This is a genomic window from Seohaeicola saemankumensis (assembly GCF_042678485.1).
GTDB lineage: Bacteria > Pseudomonadota > Alphaproteobacteria > Rhodobacterales > Rhodobacteraceae > Seohaeicola > Seohaeicola saemankumensis.
Genome location: NZ_JBHTKR010000001.1, coordinates 1 through 19,035 on the forward strand (window position 1 = coordinate 1; position 19,035 = coordinate 19,035).

The 19,035-nt window shown below is 62.1% G+C and carries 15 protein-coding genes; 10 read left to right on the plus strand and 5 right to left on the minus strand.

The features are described from left to right. Positions 1–229 precede the first annotated feature (229 nt). From ACFQ3C_RS00005 to ACFQ3C_RS00020, 4 genes are all read right to left on the minus strand, one after another. Positions 230–1,129, minus strand: coding sequence for a LytTR family DNA-binding domain-containing protein (locus ACFQ3C_RS00005; RefSeq protein ID WP_380787931.1), 900 nt, complete (start codon positions 1,127–1,129; stop codon positions 230–232). Between the two features lie 485 nt (positions 1,130–1,614). Then, positions 1,615–3,276, minus strand: coding sequence for a thiamine pyrophosphate-dependent enzyme (locus tag ACFQ3C_RS00010; RefSeq protein ID WP_380787933.1), 1,662 nt, complete (start codon positions 3,274–3,276; stop codon positions 1,615–1,617). Between the two features lie 183 nt (positions 3,277–3,459). Then, the gene (locus tag ACFQ3C_RS00015; protein ID WP_380787935.1) at positions 3,460–5,391 is read right to left on the minus strand and encodes an AsmA family protein; all 1,932 of its coding nucleotides are present in this window, start codon (positions 5,389–5,391) and stop codon (positions 3,460–3,462) included. Between the two features lie 143 nt (positions 5,392–5,534). After that, the gene (locus ACFQ3C_RS00020) at positions 5,535–5,915 is read right to left on the minus strand and encodes an EthD domain-containing protein (protein WP_380787937.1); all 381 of its coding nucleotides are present in this window, start codon (positions 5,913–5,915) and stop codon (positions 5,535–5,537) included. Positions 5,916–6,199: 284 nt separating this feature from the next. On the opposite strand from ACFQ3C_RS00020, the gene ACFQ3C_RS00025 reads away from it, so the two are divergent. From ACFQ3C_RS00025 to ACFQ3C_RS00065, 9 genes are all read left to right on the plus strand, one after another. Next, the gene (locus ACFQ3C_RS00025; protein ID WP_380787939.1) at positions 6,200–7,204 is read left to right on the plus strand and encodes an ABC transporter permease; all 1,005 of its coding nucleotides are present in this window, start codon (positions 6,200–6,202) and stop codon (positions 7,202–7,204) included. Positions 7,205–7,256: 52 nt separating this feature from the next. After that, the gene (locus ACFQ3C_RS00030) at positions 7,257–8,291 is read left to right on the plus strand and encodes a sugar ABC transporter substrate-binding protein (protein ID WP_380787941.1); all 1,035 of its coding nucleotides are present in this window, start codon (positions 7,257–7,259) and stop codon (positions 8,289–8,291) included. 81 nt (positions 8,292–8,372) lie between these two features. Continuing rightward, positions 8,373–10,517, plus strand: a complete 2,145-nt coding sequence (locus ACFQ3C_RS00035; protein WP_380787943.1) for an ABC transporter permease — start codon at positions 8,373–8,375, stop codon at positions 10,515–10,517. 2 nt (positions 10,518–10,519) lie between these two features. Then, positions 10,520–11,620 (plus strand): SMP-30/gluconolactonase/LRE family protein, encoded by a 1,101-nt coding sequence (locus ACFQ3C_RS00040; protein WP_380787946.1) that lies wholly within the window; start codon positions 10,520–10,522, stop codon positions 11,618–11,620. Beyond that, complete coding sequence (locus tag ACFQ3C_RS00045; protein WP_380787949.1) at positions 11,613–13,127, plus strand: sugar ABC transporter ATP-binding protein; 1,515 nt, start codon at positions 11,613–11,615, stop codon at positions 13,125–13,127. Before ACFQ3C_RS00040 ends, ACFQ3C_RS00045 begins: the two co-directional genes overlap by 8 nt. Before the next feature lie 39 nt (positions 13,128–13,166). Beyond that, the gene (locus ACFQ3C_RS00050) at positions 13,167–13,928 is read left to right on the plus strand and encodes an SDR family NAD(P)-dependent oxidoreductase (protein ID WP_380787952.1); all 762 of its coding nucleotides are present in this window, start codon (positions 13,167–13,169) and stop codon (positions 13,926–13,928) included. A gap of 38 nt (positions 13,929–13,966) precedes the next feature. After that, a complete protein-coding gene (locus ACFQ3C_RS00055; protein ID WP_380787954.1) occupies positions 13,967–14,731 on the plus strand; it encodes an SDR family NAD(P)-dependent oxidoreductase in 765 nt (254 codons plus the stop codon). 196 nt (positions 14,732–14,927) lie between these two features. Next, positions 14,928–16,160: an MFS transporter gene (locus tag ACFQ3C_RS00060; RefSeq protein WP_380787956.1), complete on the plus strand. Its 1,233-nt coding sequence runs from the start codon at positions 14,928–14,930 to the stop codon at positions 16,158–16,160. A gap of 62 nt (positions 16,161–16,222) precedes the next feature. Next, entirely contained in the window at positions 16,223–17,014 is a 792-nt protein-coding gene (locus ACFQ3C_RS00065; protein ID WP_380787958.1) for a DUF6782 family putative metallopeptidase, read from the plus strand. Between the two features lie 22 nt (positions 17,015–17,036). Here the strand turns inward: ACFQ3C_RS00065 and ACFQ3C_RS00070 are convergent, their stop codons facing one another. Beyond that, complete coding sequence (locus tag ACFQ3C_RS00070) at positions 17,037–17,681, minus strand: pentapeptide repeat-containing protein (RefSeq protein ID WP_380787960.1); 645 nt, start codon at positions 17,679–17,681, stop codon at positions 17,037–17,039. A 299-nt stretch (positions 17,682–17,980) separates the two neighbouring features. Here ACFQ3C_RS00070 and arsB point away from each other — a divergent pair, with 299 nt between their 5' ends. Beyond that, positions 17,981–19,000 carry an ACR3 family arsenite efflux transporter gene (gene arsB, locus ACFQ3C_RS00075; RefSeq protein ID WP_380787962.1) on the plus strand — a complete coding sequence of 340 codons (1,020 nt, stop codon included), beginning with the start codon at positions 17,981–17,983 and terminating at the stop codon, positions 18,998–19,000. Positions 19,001–19,035 lie beyond the last annotated feature (35 nt).

Consider the following 19,035-nt stretch of genomic DNA (forward strand, 5'->3'; position numbering starts at 1 on the left):
TGCTTGCCCTGATAACCCTGCGCGCCAAGGTGGCCGGTCTTTACGGCGGTTGACGGGGGACGCGTCCGGCAAGCAAAGCATCAGGCAGCCGCCGAAAGATCCATCCGACCCCGTCCCGCCAGGGGCGGCCGCCCTCTATGCAGAGCGGTATGCCCTGGGCGCGTCTGCCCCCCGTTGGTCTGTCCCCCGTCGGGATGGTCCCGGTGATCCGGGACACCTGCGTTTGCGGTCAGTCCGATTGGCGCACCGGAATATTCCAGCCTTGCAGTTTTTCAATCGTTCCCGCCCAGCGCGACCTTGCGACGGCATGGGTGGTGCCGTCTTTCAGAACGATCAGAACCTTGTAGTCGGCACGTTTCTGGGCATGTGAGATGGTCTTGCGTGCCAACCATGTCGATCTGTTGATCTGTATGCCAAGTGTCGCATCCAGCATCTGGACAAGGTCATTGAACCGGCCCCTGACCATCAACTTGCGGTCCGGGAGTTCTATTTGCAGATAGTGATCCTCGACCTGAACACGCAGCAGCGAGTCAAGAATGACCCGTTCGCCGCCGATCTGGATGGTCTGGGCGTTCTGCGGTTCGGGTTGCTCGGTCTCGGCTGACCCGCCGGGCTGCGCCTTCGGCTCCGGGGCGACGCGGCCCGCATGCGGGCTGGTCCGGTCGTCCTCGGGGCGCAGCTTGGCTGCTGGCTGCGATACGACCGATGCCCGTTCTGTGGCGCGTTCCGGGGCAGAACTTGTGGCTTTGACCCGCATCGGATGCAAGGGGGCCACGTATGTGCCGAAGAGAATGTCGAACAAGATCAGCACCACGAAATCACGCGCCAGAGGCGGCAGGAAATTCTCGACATTCCGAAAGTTCGTACCCAGCAAAAGATGCGCGATCAGCTGTGCCGAGAGTTCGGTCAGCACAACACCGGGTATGGTCAGAAAAGGCGTGTAGATCAGTCGAATGTGGCCGCCTTGTTGCAGGAAGCGCACGAAGGTGCCGGCGATCACAAACCAGATGAGCAGCACAAAGCCGATCGTGATCCAAATGGTGAAGGTCACCCAGGTCAGCGAACCACCCACGTCAAAACGGAATTGAAGCAGGGCGTTGATCCCAAGAGCCAGGAAGAAAAACTTCATGAAGACGGCGTTCAAAAAGAATTCGCCGGCGGAACCGGAATGGAATCTGACACGTTTTCCATCGGCGAAGGCTATTTCAAATACGCCGCCATTATTACTCGTTACCATCAGGTCGCCTGTGTTCGTTTCATGTCATGCCGTGCTCTTCGGTGCCGTAAACGGGAAACCCCTGTCTTTGGCCGTGCCCGAACAACCCTTTACGCCAGGAAAACCTGCCAGTCAGCAATGCAGTAGATATTTATATGGCTATTCGCGACATTTTTGGAACTGTTCAGGCCGCCGATCTGTCGGGAGCCGTCGTTCATGACAAAAACCGTCCCCGGAATGCCCGATGCCGCGTCAGGACGCTGTCATAAGCAGCAGATCATGGCTGCATATGCCGGGGCGTATGGTGCATGCCCGAAAATCCCCTGATCACTGACGGGGCGCACCGTCGCGCGCAATGGCGCGGCCTGTCATGTCATCCCATGCTGAACGGATATCGCCTAGGCGGAATAGGGAATGTCCGGGCGCAGGATCAGCGGCCAGGGGTTTGTCTCGGCGTCCGGATCAAGCTGCACTTCGATCAGGGTTGGAACATCTTCGGCAATCGCCTTTTCCAGCAGCGGCGCAAGATCCTCGGGCGAGGTGACGCGAAACCCTTTCACGCCACATGCTTGCGCGATTTTCACGTAATCGACGCCGGGCAGATCGCTTGCAAGCGTGCGGCCGGAAAAATTCGTGATCTGGTCACGCCTGACATTCCCGTAGGCCTGGTTGTTGAAGACGATCACAACCACGCCGATGCCATGCTGCGCGGCCGTGGACAGCTCGGAAGACGCGAACATGAACCCGCCATCCCCCAGAATGGCGACCACGGCCTTTTCCGGGCACCCGACCTTTGCGCCAAGCGCTGTCGGATAGGCAAATCCCAGGTTCCCTTGATAGCCGGATGTGATGTAGGTCCGCGGCGCGTAGACCGGCCAGGCGAAATACGAGGCATATCCCGCCTGGCACATGTCCTTCACCAGGATGCCGTCGCGCGGCAGAGCCTTGCGGATGACCTCAAGATAGGACACCTGCGGCTGGATTTTTCCGACCAGTTCCGCCGACCTTTCCCGCGCAAGCGCTATCCGCCCGGGATTGCCCGGCATCGCAACGCCTTCGGCGGCAAGGGCATCCGACAGGGCCGCCGTGCCAATGGCGGAGTCGCAAACGATACCGGCATCCGGCTTGAGCCGCAGCATTTCCTCGGGTTCGATGTCGATGCGGATCAGTTTTCGTGGCGCGGCCAGCCGGTCAGAGGCGTCCATCATGCCGCGCCAGCGCATGGCCTGCATCTCGCATCTTGATCCGATACCGATCAGGACATCGGTATCGCGCCAGAGTTCATAGGCTGCCGCCGAACTGACGCTGAGCGGGTGATCGGCCGAGACAACGCCCCGCCCGCCACGGAAGGCGGTGACGGGGGCATTCAGCATCTCGGCCAGGGCCAGAACCTCGGCGCCTGCGTGCTGTGCGCCCGAACCGACCATGATCATCGGGCATCTGGCGGTTTTCAGCAGCGCGACCGCTTCGGCAATCGCTACCGGATTCGCGGGGCGCGCGGGCTTTGGCGCGGTTGATCCTGCATCCGGCACCGGGGCCGGTCGCGCCATCGTGTCCCAGCACATTTCCAGCGCGACGGGACCGGGCCGCCCGGTGGTCATCCGCTGGAACGCTTCATCGACCAGGGGCCGCGCGGCCGTGGCATCGGAAATGCGTTCCGCCCACTTGATGAAAGAGGCCAGCGTTGCCCGCTGATCCGGGATTTCATGCAGATGTCCGCGCCCTTGCCCCAGGAAGTTCGACGGAACCTGACCCGTCAGCAATAGCAGCGGCGCATTGACGGCGACAGCGGTGCACAGGGCCGCACCCGTGTTCAGCACACCCGGACCCGGCACGACCGAGAATACACCGGGCCGCCCCGTGGCCCGTGCATAGCCCATGGCCATATAGGCCGCCGCCTGTTCATGCCTTGGGCCGATAACCCGGATCGAAGCCTCGGCCTTTTTCAGCGCATCCACCAACGGATAGGTCTGCACACCCGGCAAGGCGAAGACCGTATCGACCCCATGCGCCGAAATCGCGTTCACGATCGCTTCACCGCCTGTCATCGCCTTGGTCATGGTCTGACTCCTATCGCTTTGGGGAAGTTGGGAAATTCCGCAAAATCAAGCCTAGACCGCGCGATTGACGGCGCACAACCGATTCGCGCCGGACCGAAAGTTGAAGGGTATGGATCACACCCGGAATGGTCAGTGCGCGTGCAAAGGCCGGGGCGCAGGCCCGGCGTCAGGATGGGCAGGCATTCAGCGCAGCAACCGGCCCAGACCCTTCAGGATCTCTTCCTCGATTTTCTCCTTTGCCGCATCTTCCAGGCTCTGTCCTTCCGTGGTGGGCAGCTTCAGCTCCTCGCGGAGCTTTTCCTCAACCGCCTGGCGGGCCTGTTCTTTCTCGGCCTTGAGATTGAGATCAATCGCCTTTTCCATATCGGGCCAGATCCGTGGGTCGGCCCATGGGCCACGGATCCGGACCGGGATCACCACGCCGCCCCCCGACTCGGCGCTGGCTGTGCGCGGGGTGAACAGATAATCGATATCGCGCGCGCCAAGGCCGATGCGCCCCTCGCCCGATGCCGAAATCACGGGCAGGCTGAGCAACAGGTCGGAATTGTAGAGATTGCCGTTCTCCATCGTGTAGCTGGCGGACAGACTGTCGAAAACAGTCGTGCCGCCAGTGGCCAGACCCTGACGCATCAGGCTGTCCAGATCGATCCCCTTGATCGTGCCCCGCGCCATGGACAGGCTGCCTTTGCCCGACAGCCCGTTCATGATGGCATGAACGCTGTTTCCCGCGCTCAGAAACTCCAGATCGGTATCCGCCTTGCCGGTGAAACGGTTGATCCCGGCAAGATCGTTCAGCAGGCTCTCCATCTCGACCGAAGCGGCGCGCAGGGCTCCGCCTACGCTCAGGCCGTTGCGGTTGTTGGCCACGATCTGGCCGCTCATGCCGCCGGAATATCCGGCCAGCCGGTTCAGCACCACGACGGCGCGGGACCGATCCACCGTGGTGGTCAGGCTGGCATCCGTAAAGCTGAGCCCGGCCACGCGCAGCGCGCTGGCCGTCAGGTCGATCTGGCCGTTGAAAAGGCCAAGTGCGCTTGCGTCTATCGGGGTTCTGGACCAGCCGCCATCTGCCGCCGTCCCGCTGCCTGCATTGCCTGCATCGGTGCCTGCCGTTGCACCCGAGAGGTCGATCATCCCTGCGGACAGGCGTGCGTTGACGGTCGGTACCGTCTGTCCCAGCGCGACATCCAGCGCGCCGTCAAGGCGGTTGTGGTCCAGCGTCAGGGCCAGCCCGCGCAGCGACAGGTCCATCGCGGGCGTCAGGCGCAGATCCGCCGTGGCGCTGGCCTTGCGCCCAAGGCCGGGCGGCAGGTCGATGCGCGGCAGGCCGAGTGCTGCCAGAAAGGCGCCGGTATCGGACAGGGTCACGGCAAGTTTGCCATCCAGATCCAGCGGCATGCCAAGGCCGCCATCATAGCGGGCGGTTCCACCGTCGGCTTTGGCATCAAGGCTGATGGTCGTGGCCTCCCCTTCGATCAGGGCGGCAAGATTGCCAATCTCTCCGGCAAGGCTGATCCGGCCCGCGCCCTGTGGCCGTGCGGCCAGCGCGATCTGCGCCGCACCGCGATACTGGGGCCAGCGCAGGTCGACCGACAGATCATCGACATGCTGTTGCGCGCCGCTGCGGTGATCGACAAACCGCACCTGCCCCCCGGTGAGCAGGGCACGGTCCAGCGACAGGGCCAGCGCGGTGCTGACGCCCGAAGATTGACCGGAGGGCGCCACCCCATCGACGCCAAGCTGCCAGTTCGCGCGCCCGTCGCGCCCGATTTCCAGCAAGACCTGCGGGTTGACCATCTCAAGACCGGTGATCCGGACATCGCCGCCGATCAGCGACATCAGGTCCACCCCCAGCTTGAGGCTGTCTGCGACCAGCATCGGCCCGGCCTCGGACCAGTCGGCATTCGCGATCTGGACCGCGCCGGTGCTGACGCCAAGAACGGGGTAATAGCTGACGGTGGTTTGGCCGCGCAGGACAACCTCGCGCCCGGTCTGCGCCTTGATCTGATCCACGGCCACCTGTGCGATCCGGTCGCCTGGCAACATCAGCAAAGCGATGGCACAGACGGCCACCGTGACCAGAAGGGCCCCAAAAATCCGAAACAGCCACCGCATCATCAACCCCTTTTCCTGTGCCACATCGTGCAAATGTCCTGAGGGCCAGCATAGCAGCGGAATCGGCGCTGTCAGGGCAAACAGGTGTGATCCGGGGCCGGAATGCGTGCCGGTCCCTGCCATGAAACCGGGGCAAGGCGATGCTATGGCTGCGCTGCGGTCAGGCTGACCGGGATTTCACCCAGCCAGATGGGGGACTGGGCCAGATCGATGAAGCGTCTCTCGTCGGCCAGCAATTCGCGGCCCGCGGTCCGTCCTTCGGCGCTGTTCATGGCCTGGTCCAGATCTGCCCGTGACGCCCAGATCATCTCGGCTACCCCGTCATAGGCCGGGGGGGCCTTGCGTATCTCGGCAAGGGCGGTGCCGATCGGGTCGTCGATTGTATGTATCTGATGATAGGCGATGAATCGCAAAGCATCGCGATGTCTTTCAACGATCGGCCCATGGATGTCGCGCCAGTAGGTCTGAAAATCGGCACGCGTCAGGTGAGGTTGGCGGCGCAGGCAAAAGGTCAGCTTGATCATGCGTTCAGTCCCTTCCGTGATCGGATCGCGTGCTTTGCAGCACGACCTTGACACATTTAGCATAACAAGTGATCGTTAGGTGAAATCAAAATGCTGATCGCGGTGGTGCCGAGTCCCGGAGGAGGGCAGAGCGCCGAAATGATCGGGACGGGATTTCAGACAGTCTGCAGCGCCCTTTGTCCGCGCATGCAGTCTGACAAGCGGGGGGAGAATGTTGTGAGTGTTTTCACGTTTCACCAGACCGGCCTTCACAGGATCGAAAACGCGGCAAGGCGCGCCTCGGCATGACCGAGGCTGGGCTTGTACAGGCATTTTTGCGATCAAAGGGCCGGGTCCTGTCGCAGGAGGTCATCGTTCTGCTGGTGACGCTGGCCCTGTGCGTGATCTTCACCCTGACGCTTCCGGGTTTTGCGACCCTGGGCAACCTGCTGACCATGAGCAACAGCGTCGCGATCCTTGGCATGCTCAGCCTTGGCATGGGGGTCGTGGTGATTGGACGGGGCCTGGATCTGTCGCAGATCACGGCGATGGCTGTCAGTGCGGCGATCGTGTGCCAGATGATCGGGGCGGGATACCCTGTGCCCCTGGCCCTGCTGGCCGGACTGGCCGTGGCGCTGCTGATCGGGGTTGCGAACGGGTTGATCATTGCCTTCGTGGAAATTCCGGCGCTGTTCACCACCCTTGCCAGCGGTTTGCTGGTTTATGGCCTTGCGCGGATCGCCGTTCTGGATGGGTTCATCAGCTACATACCCAAAGGCAATGATGCTTTCCTCTATCTGGGGCAGGGGCGTCTGTTCGGCATTCCGTTCCCGGTGATCGTCTTCGCGGTTCTGGCCGTTCTGGTGCATCTGATGCTGTCGCGCACCAGTATCGGGCGGTTCATCTACGCACATGGAGACAATGCCGATACAGCCAGGCTTTCGGGCATTCCGGTGCGGCCCCTGACCGTTTTCGAATACACGACCAGTGCCGTGATCGGGTTTCTGGCAGGTCTCGTGATGGCTGCGATGAACGCCAGCATGAATACCCAGGTGATCAATTCGACGCTGATCTTCGACGTCATCATGGTGGTCGTGCTGGGGGGGATCTCGCTTGTCGGAGGGCGCGGCAGTGTCCTGAGCGTGGTCGTGGGGGCAGCGTTGATCGGCACCTTGCTGAACGGGATGATCATCATGAATCTCGACAGCAATTTGCAAAGCATCATCAAAGGGTTGGTCTTGTTGGGGGCGATCCTGCTCGACAACTTCCTGCACCCGAGAAACGAAGAAACCGCACGCCAGGGCGACTGATGGAAAAAGACCTGGGCAGAAGAACCGAACACACAAAACGGAGGAGAATGAAATGACGAAGAAAAAGGTGATGTCACGACTGGTCACGAGTCTTCCTGTCGCCGCGGCGATTGCCCTTTGCGGGGGATTGGCCGCAAACGCGCAGCAACTGGCGGGGGGCAACAGTTCTGCCGAATTGCGCGCGCTGGTCGATTCAAAGCTGGCCGGCAAGACAGTGGCCTGGATGCCCACGACGCTTGGCTTTCCGCTGACGGACATGTGGACCTATGTCATGCAGCAGGAAGCGGATCAGATGGGCATGACGCTGGATGTGCGCGATCCCGGCTGGAATCCTGACACGATGGTGCAGATCGTCAATTCGCTGATCGCGGAAAAGCCCGATGTTCTGATCGTGCACAATTTCAACGTGCAGCTTCTGGCCAAGCAATTGAAAAAGGCGGAAGAGGCCGGGATCCATGTTGTTCAGGTCAACATGGTTTCGAACTACAAGACAGGCGCCTATGTCGGTGCCGACTGGACGCAGGTCGGCCGCATGGTCGGCGAGGATGTCGTGCAGGCCTGCGGTGCGGCCAGCGGGTCTTCGGGCAAGGTGGCGGTTGTGCAGGGTGACCTGACCTCGGCCGCCAGCATCGAACAGCTTGCCGGTTTCAAGGAGGCCCTGGCCGCCGACAGTTCGATCACGATCGTATCCGAGCAGGATGCCGCCTGGGATGCCAGCAAGGCCAACACCATCACGGCCACGGTGCTGCAGCAACATCCCGATCTGTGCGCGACTTTCGGGTTCTGGGGCACCATGCAGAACGGGGCCGCCCAGGCCGTGAAGGCCGCCGGCAAGACCGATCAGGTCAAGGTCTATGCCTCCGGTGAAGGCAACCGTCAGGATTGCACCAATGTCGATGACGGGCTGTTCTACAAGTTCCTGAACTACAGCGCCCCCAAGCAGGGCGAGGCGATCATGTCCGCCGTCAGCTTCATGCTGCAATCGGGCCTTGCCCCGCAGGACCTGCGGATGGCGCATTACAGCCGTCCGTTCTGGGTGACCAAGGACAATGTCGATCCTGCCATGTGTTTCGACGTGCCGGGCTAAGCACCGAAACCGCGCCAAAAGGGAAAGCGCATGGCGCTTTCCCGACCCCTTTTGACCGGCTTGACACAACTGGAAACAAGTATGACCGATCGTACAAGCACCAGCTCACGCCTGCAGGCATTGCGCTGGCGGTTTTCGTTCCGCATCTTTCTGTCGGATCTGCTGTCGAAGTCGTGGATGGAGCCTGCGATCCCGTTCGCGATCATGGTGGCGCTGATCACCTATTTTTCTCTGACGGTGCCGAATTACGCGACCGCCTACAACCTTGTGGAACTGCCCCGCCAGTTTGCCGAATTCGGCTTCGTGGCAATCGCGATGGCGATCGTCATCATTTCCGGCGGGATCGACCTGAGCGTCGGGGCCATCGTGGGGATCGTCAATCTGGTGGCGCTGATGTTGATCAGCGTCTTCCAGCTGCCTGTGGGAATTGTGTTCGGGGCCAGTGTGCTGTGCGGCGCGGTTCTGGGTGGCGTCAACGGCGTGCTGATCGGCTATCTCAAGGCGCGGCCGTTTCTAACCACGATGGTCACGCTGATCATCTACCGCGCCATCGTCGAGCTGATCAACAAGGGCTATTCGGTTGAAATCGCGACCGCCTGGGTCGACAACGCCGCCTGGGATTTCCTGGGTGACGGTCTGATCCTTGGTGTGCCGGTCAATGTCGTCATTCTGATGCTGGTGGCTTTGGTCGGGCATTTCTTCCTGCGAAATTCGCGGCCCGGCTGGCACATCATGTCCATCGGCTCCAGCCGCAAGGCGGCAAGGCATGTCGGTATCAAGGTCGAACGGCTGCTGTTTCTGACCTATGTGATGTCCGGTGTCCTGTGCGGCCTGGCAGGCGTTCTGTACGCGGCGCGGCAAAGCAGCCCCGGCACGGATACCGGCAGTGGCTGGGAGGTCACGGCCCTTACCGCCGTGGTGCTGGGCGGTATATCCCTGGCGGGAGGCAAGGGCACGATTGCGCGCGCCATGATCGGTGCGGTGATCGTGTTCGTCCTTGTGAACGGGCTGGTCCGGCTGGGCGCGCCCGGCCCGGTCACGTCGGTCTTTCTGGGATTGCTGTTGCTGATCGCCGTGGGGCTTGACGTGAAATGGGCCAAGAACCGCGCCAAGGTGATCCAGAAGATCTATGTGAACCCGACCCTTGTGGAATTCGGGCCGATGCCTGCGATCGAGCCCGGAAGCGGGTCGCCCCTGGCCGAAAACAACGCGCTCAGCAAGGTCGAAGCGATTGGCCTGGACATGATCGAAGGGCCGGAGGACGTCATTCTCGATCGGCAGGGGCGGCTTTACGGCAGTACGCGCGAAGGCTGGATCGTCCGGTTTTCGGGGCCGGATTTCACCCAGCGCGAGGTTTTTGCCCGCATCGGCGGTCGCCCTCTGGGCATGGCGTTCGACAAGGATGAGAACCTGATCGTCTGCGTGGGTGGCATGGGTCTTTATGGCGTGCGCCCCGACGGCGAGATCTACAAGCTTACGGATCAGACCAACCGGACATGGTACAAGCTGAACGACGATTCACGCCTCAGGCTGGCGGACGATCTTGATATCGCGCCCGACGGCAAGATCTACTTTTCCGAAGCCACGATCCGCTACGAGATGCACAGCTGGCACGTGGATGGGGTCGAGGGGCGCGGCAACGGGCGCCTGGTGCAACACGATCCGGCAACGGGTGAAACGCGCACCGTCGTCAAGAGCATGGTCTTTCCCAACGGTGTCTGCCTGACCCATGACGGTCAGTCCGTGCTGGTGGCCAGCACCTGGCTTTGCAAGATTTTCCAATACTGGATCGCGGGTCCCAAGGCGGGCCAGATGGAGGTGTGGGCCGACGATTTTCCGGGCTATCTGGACAATATCAACCGCGCCTCTGACGGTGGCTATTGGGTGGCACTTGTCGGTATCCGCTATCCCGCCTTCGATCTTGCGATGCGCAGTCCGGGTTTCCGGTACCGGATGGTCAAGGAAATCCCGGTGGATGAGTGGATATTCCCCGGCGTGAACAACGGTTGCGTCATCAAGCTGGATGCCAACGGCAAGCCCGAGGCGTCCTATTGGGACCCCGGCGGGGAAAACCATCCGACCATCACCTCCATGCGGGAGCATAAGGGATACCTTTATCTTGGCGGGCTGGAGAATAACCGCATCGGTCGGCTGAAACTCGACGGTGTCGATGAGACCTGGACCGGATGGGAATCCTACTGGGGCGACAAGCGGAGGAACGTGTAGCAATGTCGCAGATGCTCAGGACGATCCGCGCGATCCTCAACCGCAACAAGGATCCGCATTCCATCCCGGTGATGGATGGCAACCTGTCACCCAACGATGCGCTGGACCGCTGTGTCGAGGTATCCGGCTTCGATGCACCGCCCGATGACATGGCGTTTGACGCAGCAGGCGTCCTGCATGTGTCCACCGGCAAGAAGGTGCTGCGCCAGAGCGCGGGCGCTGGCGGATGGGAAGAGATTGCCAGCCTGCCGGGCAATGCCGGCGGGCTGGCGTTCCATCCTGACGGCAGGCTGTTGGTCTGCGTCGCGGGCGAGGGGCTTGCGATGATGTCCGGCGATCGGACGGATTGGCTGCGGCAGGCGGGGGGCGAGGCGCTGGGATGCCTCACCTCGGTTGCGGTAGCGACCGATGGCACCGTCTTTCTGACGCAGGGGTCGGGCCGGAACAGGCCGGACGATTGGGTTGTCGACCTGATGCAAAGGAACGCGACCGGCCTTTTGATCCGCCATGACCCGAAGGCCGACAAGGCGGAAATCATTGCCCGCAACCTTGCCTATCCCGCGGGTGTGGCGGTGACACCCGATGACCGCCATGTTCTTTACAGCGAAAGCTGGGCCCATACGCTGACCCTGTGCGACCGGCAGGGAAAGGCGCGCCGAAAGGTGGTCCGGAATTTTCCCGGCTATCCCTGCCGCCTTGTCCCGGACGGGGAGGGTGGATATTGGGTATGCCTTTTCGCGGCCCGTACGCATCTGGTGGAACTGGTCCTGAGCGATACGGAATTCCGCACCGCGATGATGGCCGAAATTGATCCGGCCTATTGGATCGCGCCGTCCTTGTGCGCCACAGGCTCTTACAAGGAACCGTTGCAGGGCGGGGGCATCAAGAAGCTGGGCCTGGTCAAGGCGTGGGCGCCGCCGCGATCCTACGGGCTGGTGGTGCGGATCAACAGCGAGGGCGACATCATGGAAAGCCTGCACAGCCGCGTCGGCGGGACCTGTCATGGCGTGACCGCGGCCTGTCTGCATGGGGAGGGGCTTTTTGTCCTGTCCAAAGGGCACAAGCGGCTAGTGCTGCAGCAAAGGGGTCATGGGCATGGATAAGCAGGACAAGCCGATTATCCGCATTACCTCTGGCAGCAAGGTCTATGGCGGCGTTCACGCGATCGAGGATGTGAATTTCGACATCCGCGCCGGAGAGGTCCATGCCCTTGTCGGGGAAAACGGCGCCGGCAAGTCGACGCTTTCGAAATCCATCGCCGGCACCATCAAGCTGACCCACGGCACGATCGAGGTGGATGGCGTTCCGGTAGTATTCGAAAGCCCGGCCGATGCGCTGCGCCAGGGCATCGCCATGGTCTATCAGGAAACCAGCCTTGTTCCGACGATGACGGTCGCCCAGAACATCGAACTGGGCAACGAAAAGTTCTACAACCGCTTCCGACCGCTGAACATCAAGGCGCAACAGCAGCTGCAATCGCGCAACTTCCATGTGGATCCCGCCGCGATGGTGTCCTCTCTCGGGGCGGCGCAGCGGCAGATGGTCGAGATCGCCCGCGCCCTGCGCTTCGATGCGCGGGTCATCATCTTTGACGAGCCGACCGCCAGCCTGACACCAGAAGAGATCCTGCACTTCTTTCACCTGATCGAGGATCTGCGCAAACATGGTGTGGGGATCGTCTATATCTCTCATGCGCTTGAAGAGTCGCTGAAAATTGCGGACCGGATCACCGTTCTGCGTGATGGCAAGGTCATCGCCTGCAAGCCCGCAACGGCATTCGACCGCGACAGTCTGGTCAAGGCGATGGTCGGGCGCGACGTCTCGCAAAGTCACTATGCGCGCGCGGCGCGCGACACCGAGAAGGTCAGGCAGGTGCGCCGCAAGGTGCTGAGCGTCGAGAATGTGACCATGGGCAGCGCGGTCAAGAACATGTCGTTCTCGGTCTATGCGGGCGAGGTCGTGGCGATGTCGGGCCTGATCGGATCGGGTCGTACCGAAATCGCCAAGGTCGTCTGCGGCGAATTCAAACGCAACCTGATCAACGGGGGCATGATCTATCTGAATGGCAAGCCGGTGCGTTACCGCGTGCCGGGGCAGGCCATCAATGACGGGATCGTCTACATCAGCGAGGATCGAAAGGTGAACGGCTTTTTCGAAACGATGACCGTGGACGACAATATCTATCTGGGCCGCCTGGCGACGCGCCTTGGGCGCAGGTTCTTCATCTCGAAGACAGAGCGCAAGACCCTGGCGGATAGCTGGGTGGGCAAGCTCAAGATCTCATCGACGCACCGTGATGCAAAAATCTCGGAGCTGTCGGGGGGAAACCAGCAAAAGGTCATGATCTCGAAGGCGCTGGTGCAGGAACCGGATCTGGTGATTTTCGACGAACCGACGCGCGGCGTCGATGTGGGAACCATCCCGGTCATTCACCAGGCAATCCGCAACCTGGCGGAAGAGGGCAAGGCCGTCCTGGTGATTTCCTCGTATCTGCCCGAGGTTCTGAGCATCGGCGACAGGATACTGGTCGCGCGTCAGGGCCGGATTGTCGAGGAGTTCGATGCCGCCACCGCGACCGAAGACAAGATCATGTACGCGGCCATCCACTGAGGCCATCTGCTTCGTGAACAAGGATCGAGGAATTGCACCATGTCCGGTTTTGACGCCCGTGTCGCCTTTATCACCGGTGCCGGTTCCGGTATCGGGCGCGCCATGGCGCTGAAACTCGCGGCGCAAGGGGCCAGGGTGGTCTGTTCGGATATCAACGAAGAGACGGCGCAAGACACCGCGGCCCTGGCAGAAGGCCTGGGCGCAACGGCGATCCCTTGTGTGCTGGATACTTCGGACGAGGACGCGGTCAAGGATGCCTTCGCCCGGACATGCCGCGATCTTGGGCGGATCGACGTGCTGATGAACAACGCAGGCGTCGGTGGCAAGGACTGGCAGACGACAACCGCGATCAACCTTGATGGTGTCTATTACGGGCTGATCCATGGCTGCCCGATCATGGCACGGCAGGGGGGCGGCGCTGTCGTCAATACAGCGTCCATCGCCGGGCTGGGCGGCTTGATGTGGACGGAAGACTACCACGACAATATCGACCTTGTCGGCTCGCTCAGCGCCTATGTGGCCAGCAAGCATGGCGTTGTGGGCATGACCCGGCAATTCGCGGTGGCTTTCGGCAAGGCGGGCGTGCGGGTCAATGCCGTCTGCCCCGGCTATATCCAGACGCCCATCATCACGACCCTGCGTGAGCCTGAGACCATGGATTTTCTCAGATCGCTACACCCGATGGGCCGGCTTGGCGATCCTGACGAAGTGGCCGAGGTTGCCGCGTTTCTGGCCAGCGATGCGGCAAGTTTCGTGACAGGTGCGGCGGTGCCGGTCGATGGGGGATACACGGCGCGCTAGGGCGGGCTGCACATGCAGGGATGGCGACAGGTATCATCATGAAGCGTTTGGACAGCAAGGTCGCGGTGATCACCGGCGGTGCGGGGGATATCGGCAAGGCCGCGGGCCGGCGGTTTCTGGCAGAAGGCGCCTCTGTCATGCTGGTCGATCTGGATGCGGTTGCCCTGGCCGCGGTCTGCAAGGAACTGGACAGCGACAAGGTCAGATACCTTGCCGCCGATGTCACCCTGGCCGCGGATAACCGGGCGATGATCGCAGAGGCGACAAGATGCTTTGGCGGCGTTGATATTTTCCTGGCCAATGCCGGGATCGAAGGCACCGTGGCCCCGATCGCCACCTGTGACGAGGCGGTCTTTGATCAGGTCATCAACGTCAACGTGAAAGGCCCCTTTCTTGGGCTCAAGGCGGCCATACCCGCCCTGATCGCGCGCGGCGGCGGAAGTATCGTCATCTCGTCCAGCGTGGCCGGGATGCGCGGTTCGGCAAATGTCGCGCCCTATTCGACAAGCAAACACGCGGTGATCGGGCTGATGAAATCCGCCGCCAAGGAACTTGCCGCGCATAACATCCGCGTCAACACGGTAAACCCTGCCCCGGTCGAGACCCGCATGATGCGGTCCCTGGAAGAAGGGCTGGCCCCCGGATCTGCCGATCAGGTCAAGGCCGCGATGGTGGCGAATATCCCGTTGGGCCGTTACGCCACGCCTGACGAGATCGCCAATGTCATGTTGTTTCTGGTCAGCGACGAGGCCGCATTCGTGACGGGGTCGGTCTATATGGTGGATGGCGGCATGCTGGCCTGACATGGCTCTGGCGCATGCGGCGAACGCGGCAGCAACAGCCCGGACATGCCTTTGTCGGGACAGATGATTTGCCCCAAAAGGCGCCTTAAGGTCATTGCCGGGATAAGGTCGCGTTCAGGCAGACAAGACCCCGGCCGTTGCGTCTATGATAGAAGATAGCCAAAGCCGCCACGTCACACACACCGGACTTCGCCAGATGGCAACCAGAGGACTGAAATCCGGACCCGGTCCGGCAACCACCACCTGGCGCAAGCTGCCTGCCGGGATTTGGGTTCTTGGTCTGGTGTCCATGCTGATGGATGTCTCGTCCGAGATGATACATGCGCTGCTGCCGGTCTACCTGACGGTGGGGCTGGGGGCGAGCGCGCTGGCCGTCGGCGTCATCGAAGGCATCGCCGAAGCCACGGCGTCTGTCACAAAGGTATTCTCGGGGGCGCTTTCCGACCGCATCGGGCGGCGCAAGGAACTTGCGGCCATCGGTTACGGCCTTGCCGCGCTGACCAAGCCTGTCTTTCCCCTGGCGCCGTCCATCGGCTGGCTGATCGCGGCCCGGTTCATCGACAGGGTGGGCAAGGGCATCCGTGGCGCGCCGCGCGATGCGCTGGTGGCGGATCTTGCGCCGGAAGGGCTGCGGGGTGCCGCCTTTGGACTGCGCCAGTCGCTTGATACTTTTGGCGCATTTCTTGGGCCGCTTGCGGCGATCGGGCTGATGTGGGCGTTTTCGAACGACTTTCAAAGCGTCTTCTGGATTGCGGTCCTGCCCGCCGCGCTTGCCTTCGCGCTGATCCTCCTGGCTGTCCGGGAACCGCCCCGGCCCGAGGGGCTACGCAGGGTACGCAACCCGCTTTCGCGCGCCGAGCTCAAGCTGCTGGGTGCCACCTACTGGCTGGTCCTGTTCGTCGCCACGCTTTTTACCCTGGCGCGGTTCAGCGAGGCTTTCCTGATCCTGCGCGCCGAGGCCGCCGGCCTGCCGCTGATGCTGGTGCCGCTGGTCCTTGTGGGGATGAATGCGGTCTACGCCCTGTCCGCCTGGCCGGTTGGCGCGTTCTCGGACAGGAACGGCCGCATCGGCCTGCTGGCCATCGGGCTGGCGCTGCTGATCCTGGCCGACCTTGTGCTGGCTTTCGCGGAGGGATTGGGGGGCATTGCGATCGGTGTCCTGATCTGGGGCCTGCACATGGGGTTCACGCAGGGTCTGCTTGCCGCGCTGGTTGCCGAAGCCGTGCCCGCCGAATTGCGCGGAACGGCGTTCGGCGTGTATCACCTGATCACCGGGGTGGCGCTTCTTCTTGCCAGCGTCATCGCCGGGGCCTTGTGGGATGTTCTTGGCCCAGAGTGGACCTTTGGTGCCGGCGCAATCCTTGCGGCCTTTGCGATGTCGGGCCTGATGCCGCTGTCACGCGCGACATCCCGGAAAAAAGCGGGGTGAACAGCGCGCCGCAACCTGTTGCCCCTATCGTCAAACCGCAGGCTGCTTGGTAGGATTGTTCCATGCGCCGCGCCTTGCCACTTTTGCCTGTCGTTGTTGCCGCCGTGGTGTCGGCCTGGCCCGCGCCTGCGCGCCCAGCGGGCGTGCCGGTGTGCCTGGAACATCCCTATGACGCAACGGATGGGACGGAACAGGCGCAGCGCCTGGCCGCCCTGATGGCGGGGTTGCGGCCAGGGCTCATGCCCTTCAGAAGCTTGGCGGATACGCTTGAAGGCCACAAACCCCTGGTCTGCCTCAGCCCTTCGCTTCTGCTGGAAAGCGGCTTTCTTCTGCCTGAGGCCAATCGGATCGAGGTTGATGGCAAACTGGACGACGCGATGCTGACCGCAGTTCTGCTGCATGAATTGCGGCATCTTGATCAGGTCGTGGCGCGTATCTGCCCCGATGACAGCCTTGCGATGGAGCAGGTCGCCCAAGCCACTTTCGCACTTGAGGCCGATGCAAACGCGATCACCCTTCTGGTGGCATGGCACATGCTTGAAACTGGTGACCCTTCTGTATGGAACGCGCTGGCAGACTGGCCAAGCACGACCGACATCGTTGCACGTTTCGCGGGCAGCATGGCAGAGCATGGAGACCCGGCGCAGGCAGTGTCTGACGCTTTCGATCAGTGGTACGCCTCCGAGGAGCGCGTTCAGCGTTATTACATCGCAACCTGCAGCGACTACCTGGATCGCCGCGATGACAGCAAGATGCTGCCCAGCTACAAGCAATTGCCGCAGGATTATCTGGACAACATCTGCCGGCTGCCGGATGGCACCCCCTATGCCTGCCGCGCGCCGGATTTCAACTGACTGACACCATCCGCAAGGCTGCTCAGCAGCCGCTGGTGTCAATCCGACCATCAGGCATGACGGTATTGCACAGGATCACGCCATCCATCGACGCCCCGTCAAGGTCGGCGCCCAGAAGGACGGTCCCGACAAGCCTGGCCCCTGACAGCACCGCGCCTTCAAGATTGGCCGACGTCAGGTTGACCCTGGTCAGATCGGCATCTGTCAGCCTTGCCCCTGCAAGATTGGCCAGTTCCATATAGGCCCCGGTCAGGTTGGCGCCGGACAGGTCGGATCTCTGCAGTCGCGACTGTGTCATGACGGCCCCGGACAGGTCAGCCCCGGTCAGATTGGCACCGCCCAGATCCGCAGTCGTAAGGTAAGTCTTTGATAGATCTGCGTTTTCCAGTTTTGCCCCTTGCAGATCAGCCGCGGCCAGGTTTGCGCCCGCCAGGTTTGCGTCCGCCAGGTTGGCGGCGCCAAGACGGGCGGCCCAGAGTTTCGCGCCGGAAAGATCGGACCCGGACAGATCAGCCCCTTCCAGGTCGGCACGCTTGAGGTCGCTTCCGGAAAGGTCGCATGCCACGCAGCTCCCGGTTGCAAGCAGTCGTTGTACATCGGCCGCGCTCCCGGCCAGGGCCTGCATCGGAACCAGAATGGCCGCAGCCGCCATGTAAACGCGCATCATCGCATCGTCCTCCTCGTGGTGCTCCGGATGGACAGCACATCGTGCAGGGTGGCAGTTCCCCGGATCTGGTCAAGCGGTTGATGATAAATTCACAGTGATGGGCAGATCAATCCGCCGACCATCCCCGGATGGGGCTTTTGCTTGATCTCAAGCCCCTGCTTGCGGAAGGCCAACTGGCCATCTCGCGCGCCGCGGCACCTGCGGGCCAGCGCCGCCTGTGGTGCCTTTTGGGGTTTCTGTCATGCCTGCGCTGATGGTAAGGGGCATGTCCTGATGATCCACGGAACAGGACAAGCGCCATGTCTGTTTTTGAACGTTTCCTGTCGCTCTGGGTATTCCTGTGCATCATTGCCGGGATCGTGCTGGCCAGTCTCTTTCCGGGGATGTTCCAGCTTTTGGCGTCTTTCGAATATGCCTCGGTCAATCTGGTGGTTGCGGTGCTGATATGGGCGATGGTCTATCCGATGATGGTCGCGGTGGATTTCGGCGCCCTGGTCCGGGTGGGCGAGCGGCCGCGGGGGTTGATCATCACCCTCGTGGTCAACTGGCTGATCAAGCCCTTCACCATGGCCGCCCTTGGCGTGCTGTTTTTCGGCCATGTGTTTGCCGGGCTGATCGATCCTGCGGATGCGGGGCAGTATATCGCGGGTCTGATCCTGCTGGGGGCGGCGCCCTGCACGGCGATGGTCTTTGTCTGGTCGCAACTGACCAGGGGCGATCCGAATTACACGCTGGTGCAGGTATCATTGAACGATGTGATCATGGTGTTTGCCTTTGCGCCCATCGTGGCCCTGCTGCTGGGCGTGACGGACCTTGTGGTGCCTTGGGAAACGCTGGTGCTTTCGGTTGTCCTCTATGTCGTGCTGCCGCTTGTGGCGGGGGCGGTCACGCGGGCGCGATTGCTGCGGCAGGGCGGTGACGCGGCAGTTGCCGCCTTCACGGCGCGGATCAAGCCTGCCTCGGTGCTGGGGCTCTTGCTGACCGTGGTGCTGCTGTTCGGATTTCAGGGGAATGTGATCCTGGAAAACCCCTTCCTGATCGTGCTGCTGGCGACGCCGATCCTGATCCAGTCCTATGGGATCTTTGCCATTGCCTATGCCTGGGCGTGGAAATGGAAGGTGCCGCATGATGTGGCGGCCCCCTGCGCGCTGATCGGCACGTCGAATTTCTTCGAACTGGCGGTGGCCGTGGCGATCGGCCTGTTCGGGTTGAACTCGGGCGCGGCGCTGGTCACTGTCGTGGGCGTGCTGGTCGAGGTGCCGGTGATGCTGTCACTCGTCTGGTTTGCCAATCGCACGCGAGGCAGCTTTCCGGCGTAAGCGCCGGGGTCTGCCAGACCTGCGATCCCGACCGC

What these genes read in the sequence shown, in the direction of transcription:
- ACFQ3C_RS00010 (WP_380787933.1), bottom strand. Translation starts at nt 3,276, where the DNA reads ATGACCAAGGCGATGACAGGCGGTGAAGCGATCGTGAACGCGATTTCG.
- ACFQ3C_RS00045 (WP_380787949.1), top strand. Translation starts at nt 11,613, where the DNA reads ATGGATAAGCAGGACAAGCCGATTATCCGCATTACCTCTGGCAGCAAG.
- ACFQ3C_RS00070 (WP_380787960.1), bottom strand. Translation starts at nt 17,681, where the DNA reads ATGATGCGCGTTTACATGGCGGCTGCGGCCATTCTGGTTCCGATGCAG.
- ACFQ3C_RS00015 (WP_380787935.1), bottom strand. Translation starts at nt 5,391, where the DNA reads ATGCGGTGGCTGTTTCGGATTTTTGGGGCCCTTCTGGTCACGGTGGCC.
- ACFQ3C_RS00025 (WP_380787939.1), top strand. Translation starts at nt 6,200, where the DNA reads ATGACCGAGGCTGGGCTTGTACAGGCATTTTTGCGATCAAAGGGCCGG.
- arsB (WP_380787962.1), top strand. Translation starts at nt 17,981, where the DNA reads ATGTCTGTTTTTGAACGTTTCCTGTCGCTCTGGGTATTCCTGTGCATC.
- ACFQ3C_RS00040 (WP_380787946.1), top strand. Translation starts at nt 10,520, where the DNA reads ATGTCGCAGATGCTCAGGACGATCCGCGCGATCCTCAACCGCAACAAG.
- ACFQ3C_RS00055 (WP_380787954.1), top strand. Translation starts at nt 13,967, where the DNA reads ATGAAGCGTTTGGACAGCAAGGTCGCGGTGATCACCGGCGGTGCGGGG.
- ACFQ3C_RS00030 (WP_380787941.1), top strand. Translation starts at nt 7,257, where the DNA reads ATGACGAAGAAAAAGGTGATGTCACGACTGGTCACGAGTCTTCCTGTC.
- ACFQ3C_RS00035 (WP_380787943.1), top strand. Translation starts at nt 8,373, where the DNA reads ATGACCGATCGTACAAGCACCAGCTCACGCCTGCAGGCATTGCGCTGG.
- ACFQ3C_RS00060 (WP_380787956.1), top strand. Translation starts at nt 14,928, where the DNA reads ATGGCAACCAGAGGACTGAAATCCGGACCCGGTCCGGCAACCACCACC.
- ACFQ3C_RS00065 (WP_380787958.1), top strand. Translation starts at nt 16,223, where the DNA reads ATGCGCCGCGCCTTGCCACTTTTGCCTGTCGTTGTTGCCGCCGTGGTG.
- ACFQ3C_RS00020 (WP_380787937.1), bottom strand. Translation starts at nt 5,915, where the DNA reads ATGATCAAGCTGACCTTTTGCCTGCGCCGCCAACCTCACCTGACGCGT.
- ACFQ3C_RS00005 (WP_380787931.1), bottom strand. Translation starts at nt 1,129, where the DNA reads ATGAAGTTTTTCTTCCTGGCTCTTGGGATCAACGCCCTGCTTCAATTC.
- ACFQ3C_RS00050 (WP_380787952.1), top strand. Translation starts at nt 13,167, where the DNA reads ATGTCCGGTTTTGACGCCCGTGTCGCCTTTATCACCGGTGCCGGTTCC.